Origin of the sequence: Pedobacter foliorum, assembly GCF_013266735.1 — a bacterium.
Classification (GTDB): domain Bacteria; phylum Bacteroidota; class Bacteroidia; order Sphingobacteriales; family Sphingobacteriaceae; genus Pedobacter; species Pedobacter foliorum.
In genome coordinates, this window is sequence record NZ_JABSNU010000010.1 from 177,999 (window position 1) to 184,452 (window position 6,454).

Consider the following 6,454-nt stretch of genomic DNA (forward strand, 5'->3'; position numbering starts at 1 on the left):
AGAATCGGGCAAAAAACAAGAAGCTTTTTAACATTTTACATTATGTTATTGGCCACCACCTTGCATTGCTTTTAAATCTTCCATTGTTTTAAGCTCATAGCCGCTTGGTGGTGTTAATGACATTTCAGGAACTTTTTCTTCTTTATAGCTTTTTAAGGTCATCGTAGTTTTTACACCATTCTGAAACACAGTATATTTTACTGGTGTTCCTTTTATATCTGTAAAATCATCTTCTTTATGACCTGCAGGAAGTTCAAGATCTGAAGTGGTCCAAAGCTCGTATGCCGCACCTTTATCATCTTTGTATGTGTATTTCTCTGCATTAAAAGCACCTATCATTTGCTTTTCTCCAGTAGGTTTGAAATCAAGGAATTTAGGTGATCCTTCTTTTCTTTTGTCAAAGTCAGCTTTACCCATTTTCACTGCAAATTGTTTTTGAGCAATAGGAATGTCAAGCAATAACAAGCCATCTTTAGCAACGCCATTCATGATGATGGTGATCATCGCCGGGCCTTGTTCCATTTTAATGGTAGAGAGCTCATTCTTAAACTTAACTACAGTTTCTTTTGGCAAAAAGGCAGCCATAGGTTGCTGGTCATCAGTAAGCGCATATTCCATACCATAAGTAAGTGCACCTTCAGTTACTTTTTTTTGTGCTTGAGCATAAAGTGCAGTACCAATAAGCAGGGCTGCTACAACACCGGTTTTAATTGATTTAAACATTTTCTGGTTTTTAGTTTTTTATGTATTAGTATAGTTTTATTCTCAATTTGTTATAGTCAAAAGGCCATTACCACTCTATTCTTTCTTTATTAAGAAATGAGGCAACACCTTTTTTGAAATCTTCAGTATCTCTTACTCTGGCATTAATCTGAACTGCTAAAGACAAGCTCTTCTCCAGTTCAGGATTTGTAGTTTGTCCAATCAATTGTTTGGTTACCATTAACGAGTTTGCTGAAGCTTCATTACACAAATTTAATGCAAAATCTATCACTTTATGACTAATCTCTTCTTTGTTTGTTACAAATGTTATTAATCCGTAATTCAAGGCCTCCTCAGCCGCAAAAAGACTTCCTGTTAGTAGTATCCTTTTAGCAATAGTTTCACTTGTTTTTCGTAATAAAAAGCAGGACACAATAGCTGGAACAAAGCCTAGTTTTACTTCTGTATAACCGAAATTGGCCTCAGGAACAGCAAATGTAATGTCGCAAACCGTAGCAAGTCCACAGCCTCCTGCAATCGCATGGCCTTCTACCTGTGCTATAACTATTTTAGGTAAATAATATATAGTGGTAAACAAGCGCTTTAGATTTTCAGAGTCCGCAAGATTTTCTTCGTAAGTGTTTAGCTGTAACTGCTGTAAATAGGCTAAATCAGCACCAGCGCTAAAAACAGCGCCGTTAGCCTTTAAAACAACAACCTTTACTTCATCGTCTTCAGAAGCCCTAATGAACGAGTTCGTTAGTTCTTGTACAAGCTCTGGATTCAAGGCATTGCGTTTTTCAGGACGATTAATAGAAATACTTGCTATACGCTGACTTACTGAATATAAAACCAAAGGTTCTGCCATGCATTTTTATGTTTAACTGCTTTCAAACTGCTGCAATCTAAAAAAGATAATTAGAATAGAAATCGAAAGTCAATAAAGATAATGAGAAAATGGAACGTAACATAATTGATAAACTTAAATGATATTATGAGTTTGAACATGAAAATTCATTTAATAGCACTAAGCTTAGTCGAATTAATCCTATATTAATCTTTTTTTAATGCTTATGTATTAATTAGTAAAACGATTACACACAAACCAAATATCAAACAACCAATGTTTACTAACCTAAAAACTATTATGGTGGTTTATGCTTTATGTATAGGCATATCCACATCTGCATTTTCGCAGGAAAAGGATCTGAAATTATGGTATAAATCTCCTGCAGGATCTGTATGGGAAGCCGCACTTCCTATCGGGAATGGAAGGCTAGCCGCCATGATTTATGGAAATACAGAACACGAGAAAATCAGTTTAAATGAAGCTACAGTATGGAGCGGAAGTCCAAACCGAAATGATAATCCTGATGCTTTGGCTGCTTTGCCGGAAGTTAGGAAGCTGCTTTTCGAAGATAAATATGTAGAAGCAAATGCTTTGGCCGAAAAGACTATTCAGTCGAAAAAGAACAATGGAATGAAGTATCAGCCCGTTGGTGATTTAAACCTTAACTTTCCTGGACACGATAACTTTTCAAACTATTATCGTGAGCTTAATCTTGCTGATGCTGTAGCTAAAAGCAGTTATACAGTTAATGGTGTTACTTATACCCGTACAGTTTTTTCTTCAATACCTGATCAGGCAATTGTGATCAAGTTAACTGCCAGCAAACCAAACAGCATTACATTTAATGCAGCAATGGTAAGTGAACACAAAGGGGGTGTTAAAATCCAAAATACAAATGAAATACATTTGTCGGGAATAAGCAGCGACAGAGAGAATGTTCCTGGCAAGGTTAAATTTAATGCTATAGCAAAAGTTAAAAATGAAGGCGGGCAGCTTTCATCATCTGATGAGCAGATTAATATAAAAGGAGCAAATAGTGTTACTATTTATGTTTCTATTGCAACCAATTTTGTAAACTATAAAGATATCAGCGCGGATGAGAACGCGCGTTCAGTAACCTATTTGAATAATGCGTTAAAGAAAAACTATGCGCAATTATTAAAGGATCACATCTCAGCTTATCAGAGATATTTTAATCGTGTAAAAATTGATCTTGGTAAAACAGATTCTATAAAGAATCCAACAGATGTTAGATTAATGGATTTTGCTAACGGTAACGACCCTCAACTGGCAGCTTTGTATTATCAGTTTGGGCGTTATTTACTGATTTCTTCATCTCAGCCGGGTGGGCAGCCTGCCAACCTACAAGGAATATGGAACAATAAAATGGATCCACCATGGGGAAGTAAGTACACTATCAATATCAATACTGAAATGAACTATTGGCCTGCTGAGGGAAGTAACCTGACTGAAATGCATAACCCATTAATAGAAATGGTAAAAGATCTTTCACAGACGGGACGTGAGACTGCAAGAGTAATGTATGGCTCAGGTGGCTGGGTTACACACCATAATACAGATCTTTGGAGAATTACAGGACCTGTTGATGGTATTTTTTCTGCAATGTGGCCTATGGGAGGCGCATGGTTAAGTCGCCATGTTTGGGAAAAATATCTTTATAATGGAGATAAAAAATACCTTGCCACAGTTTATCCGGCATTAAAAGGAGCAGCAGAGTTTTATTTAGATTTTCTGGTAGAAGAACCAGTTCATAAATGGATGGTAGTATCACCCTCTATGTCACCAGAAAATGCACCTCGTGCCCACAAAGGTAAATCTATTGCTGCCGGTGCTACTATGGATAATCAAATTTTGTTTGATCTTTTCTCTAATACAATAAGAGCTGCAGAGGCATTAAATATGGATAAGGATCTTGTGGTGAAAATTAAAGCCATGCGTAAACGACTTGCACCAATGCAAGTGGGGCAGCATGGGCAATTACAGGAATGGATGCAGGATCTGGATGATCCTAATGATAAACACAGACACGTATCTCACTTGTTTGGTTTGTATCCTGCAAATCAGATATCTCCTTTACGTACCCCTGAATTGTTTGATGCTGCACATACTTCTCTGATTCAAAGAGGAGATGTTTCTACCGGATGGTCAATGGGATGGAAAGTAAACTTATGGGCTAGATTACTTGATGGTAATCATGCTTACAAACTGATCAGAAATCAGCTTACTCCAACAGGACTAAATAAAGGTGGCGAAAACAGTGGTGGTGGAACTTATCCTAATCTATTTGATGCACACCCTCCTTTCCAGATAGATGGTAATTTTGGCTGCACTGCCGGCATTACCGAGATGTTGTTGCAAGTTCACGATGGTGCTATTCAATTACTTCCGGCAATGCCAGATGAATGGAAGGATGGAAGCATTAGTGGTTTAAGGGCCCCGGGAGGCTTCGAAATTGAAAATATCACCTGGAAAAATGGAAAATTGAGTAAGATTACCATTAAATCAAAGCTAGGTGGTAATTGTCGCCTGCGTGTACCTAATAGTATAAAAGGAAATGCGCTTAAACAGGCAAAAGGCGATAATCCTAATGAGTTTTATCAAATCGATAAAATAGCTACGCCAGTAATATCTGATAAAGCTAATCTGAACAAACCAGTTATTAATGAAACCATTCTTTATGATTTTGATACGGTTGCAGGTAAAACTTATACATTCATCACCGAGTAAATTAATATATGAAAAAGTTATTTAGTTTGTTGCTGGCACTATGTCTTTACACTACTTCTAATGCGGTTACTAAAGTAGCCTGCATTGGAGCAAGTATTACTTATGGGGCAACTGTAAAGAATAGAGAGCAGAACTCATTCCCGGCTCAACTTCAAAAATATTTAGGGAACACTTACGCAGTAGAGAATTACGGAGTAAGTGGACGTACACTTTTACGAAACGGGGATGCCCCATATCATAAAACCAATGAGTATCAAAAGGCTTTACAGAGCAATCCTGATATCGTAATTATTGACCTCGGGGGTAACGATAGTAAGCTGATCAACAGATCTCGGTTAAATGAGTACGAGGAAGATTATCGCACCATGATTAAATCATTTAAGGATTTGCCTTCTCACCCTCGTATTATACTATTATTACCTGTAGTGTCTTTTGTAACCGATACCACAGGGATTTGGGATCCCGTTATTGTAAAGAATATAATACCAAAAATAAAGAATGTAGCTTACGAGAATAAAGTTGAAGTATTAGATATGCATGTTTTGTTGGTAAACAAACCTGCGCTTATGCCCGATAAAATACATCCTGATGTAGAGGGGTCACGTATTATGGCAAAACGTATCTATCGAAAGATCAAGTTTAGTAAATAGTATTTTTCTCACAATTGAATAACACAGTATTTTTAAAAAAAGCAAATAAGTTGTATATTTCAAAACCCTTAATCTATCTCTTAAGAAGATTTTGCTAACCAAATAACCATTATATTATGAACGAAAACATTAACAAAAGTGCTTTATTTAACGGAAGTTGCCTCGCTATCATTACGACGGCTTTTTCCTTCAGTATCAGGGCAGGTATTCTCCCTCAGTTGGGATCAGAATTTGGCCTATCGGCTGAGCAACTAGGCTTTATCAATTCAATGTTCTTTTTCGGATTCCCTATTTCCATGATTATTGGGGGACTCGTTTACCACACTGTGGGGCCTAAAATTATTATGCAGGTAGCTGTTATTACTCATACATTAGGTATTCTGCTTACCATTTATGCCGGCGGATATACTGGCTTGTTAATATCTACTTTTTTCATTGGTTTCGGGAATGGTTGTACTGAAGCTGCCTGTAATCCGATGATTGCTGACATGTATGACGATAAAAAAATAAATAAAATGCTTGGCAGGTTCCACATGTGGTTCCCTGGAGGAATTGTGCTGGGTAGTTTGATTTCTAAATTCATGACCAGCGAAGGTTTCTCTTGGCAAACTCAGATCTGGATTCTGATGATTCCAACTGTGGCTTACGCGATCCTGTTCTATGGTAAAAAGTTTCCAAAGGCACACGTGGAAGGTGTAACTTCGATTTCAAAGAATTTCAAGGCTATGCTTAGCCCTCTTTATATCTTTTTATTCTTCTGTATGGCAATGACTGCGATTACAGAGTTTGGGCCTAATCAATGGGTGACTGTTGTTTTGAGCAGTAGTGGAGCAGATGCTATGCTTGTGTTGGCATTAACTTTTGGTGTAATGACATTAGGAAGGCTTTTCACAGGGCCGGTTGTTGCCAAATTGGGACAAACTGGTGTTTTATTAGGAGGCGCATTCCTTGCAGCATTAGGAATTTATATGTTTAGTACAGTTACTGGTCCAATCGCTTATTTAGCAGCGGTGATTTTCGGTCTTGGAGTATGTTTCAACTGGCCGGTTATGATCGGTGCAGTGGCGCAGCGTGTTCCATTAAGCGGTGCTTTGGGAATGTCGATTGTGGGCGGTGTAGGTATGTTTTCTACTTCGATTTTCCAACCCTTTATTGGAAGCTGGATTGATTCTTCAACAGCTACGCACACAGCTGCTGGTCTTACTGGAGAAGCATTACAGCTTGCAGCAGGTCAGGATACATTAGTTAAGATGCTTGCTTTTCCATTAATACTGATTGTTCTATTTACCATATTCTTCTTTTGGCAAAAAAAGGCAAAACCTGAATCTGAATCTGGTGAAACTGTGCCAGTAGCAGCTCATTAAATTGAATAGTACATTAGCTCGTCATGCTGAGAGCCTAGCATTAGAAAAAATGCAAAAAAGTGATAATGACAATTTTCATTATCACTTTTTTAATACCCTAAAGAAGCTACTTGAATTCCATATTAAGTTCTAAGGCAAGT

Annotated in this window: 5 protein-coding genes; 3 read left to right on the plus strand and 2 right to left on the minus strand. The window is 37.5% G+C overall.

The window, feature by feature from the left end; all coding sequences use genetic code 11:
- Positions 1–45: 45 nt before the first annotated feature.
- Both HQN83_RS18845 and HQN83_RS18850 read right to left on the minus strand, forming a co-directional pair.
- Positions 46–723, minus strand: coding sequence for a hypothetical protein (locus tag HQN83_RS18845; RefSeq protein WP_173092266.1), 678 nt, complete (start codon positions 721–723; stop codon positions 46–48).
- Positions 724–790: 67 nt separating this feature from the next.
- On the minus strand, positions 791–1,570 hold the full coding sequence (locus HQN83_RS18850; protein ID WP_173092268.1) for an enoyl-CoA hydratase/isomerase family protein: 780 nt from the start codon (positions 1,568–1,570) through the stop codon (positions 791–793).
- 255 nt (positions 1,571–1,825) lie between these two features.
- Between HQN83_RS18850 and HQN83_RS18855 the strand changes: the two genes are divergently transcribed.
- From HQN83_RS18855 to HQN83_RS18865, 3 genes are all read left to right on the plus strand, one after another.
- The gene (locus tag HQN83_RS18855) at positions 1,826–4,300 is read left to right on the plus strand and encodes a glycoside hydrolase family 95 protein (RefSeq protein ID WP_217277428.1); all 2,475 of its coding nucleotides are present in this window, start codon (positions 1,826–1,828) and stop codon (positions 4,298–4,300) included.
- An 8-nt stretch (positions 4,301–4,308) separates the two neighbouring features.
- Positions 4,309–4,950, plus strand: coding sequence for a GDSL-type esterase/lipase family protein (locus tag HQN83_RS18860; protein WP_173092271.1), 642 nt, complete (start codon positions 4,309–4,311; stop codon positions 4,948–4,950).
- A 116-nt stretch (positions 4,951–5,066) separates the two neighbouring features.
- A complete protein-coding gene (locus tag HQN83_RS18865; protein WP_173092272.1) occupies positions 5,067–6,314 on the plus strand; it encodes an MFS transporter in 1,248 nt (415 codons plus the stop codon).
- Positions 6,315–6,454 lie beyond the last annotated feature (140 nt).

Excerpts from the sequence above, each read along its gene's own strand:
- HQN83_RS18845 (WP_173092266.1), bottom strand. The coding sequence starts at position 723 with ATGTTTAAATCAATTAAAACCGGTGTTGTAGCAGCCCTGCTTATTGGT.
- HQN83_RS18855 (WP_217277428.1), top strand. The coding sequence starts at position 1,826 with ATGTTTACTAACCTAAAAACTATTATGGTGGTTTATGCTTTATGTATA.
- HQN83_RS18860 (WP_173092271.1), top strand. The coding sequence starts at position 4,309 with ATGAAAAAGTTATTTAGTTTGTTGCTGGCACTATGTCTTTACACTACT.
- HQN83_RS18850 (WP_173092268.1), bottom strand. The coding sequence starts at position 1,570 with ATGGCAGAACCTTTGGTTTTATATTCAGTAAGTCAGCGTATAGCAAGT.
- HQN83_RS18865 (WP_173092272.1), top strand. The coding sequence starts at position 5,067 with ATGAACGAAAACATTAACAAAAGTGCTTTATTTAACGGAAGTTGCCTC.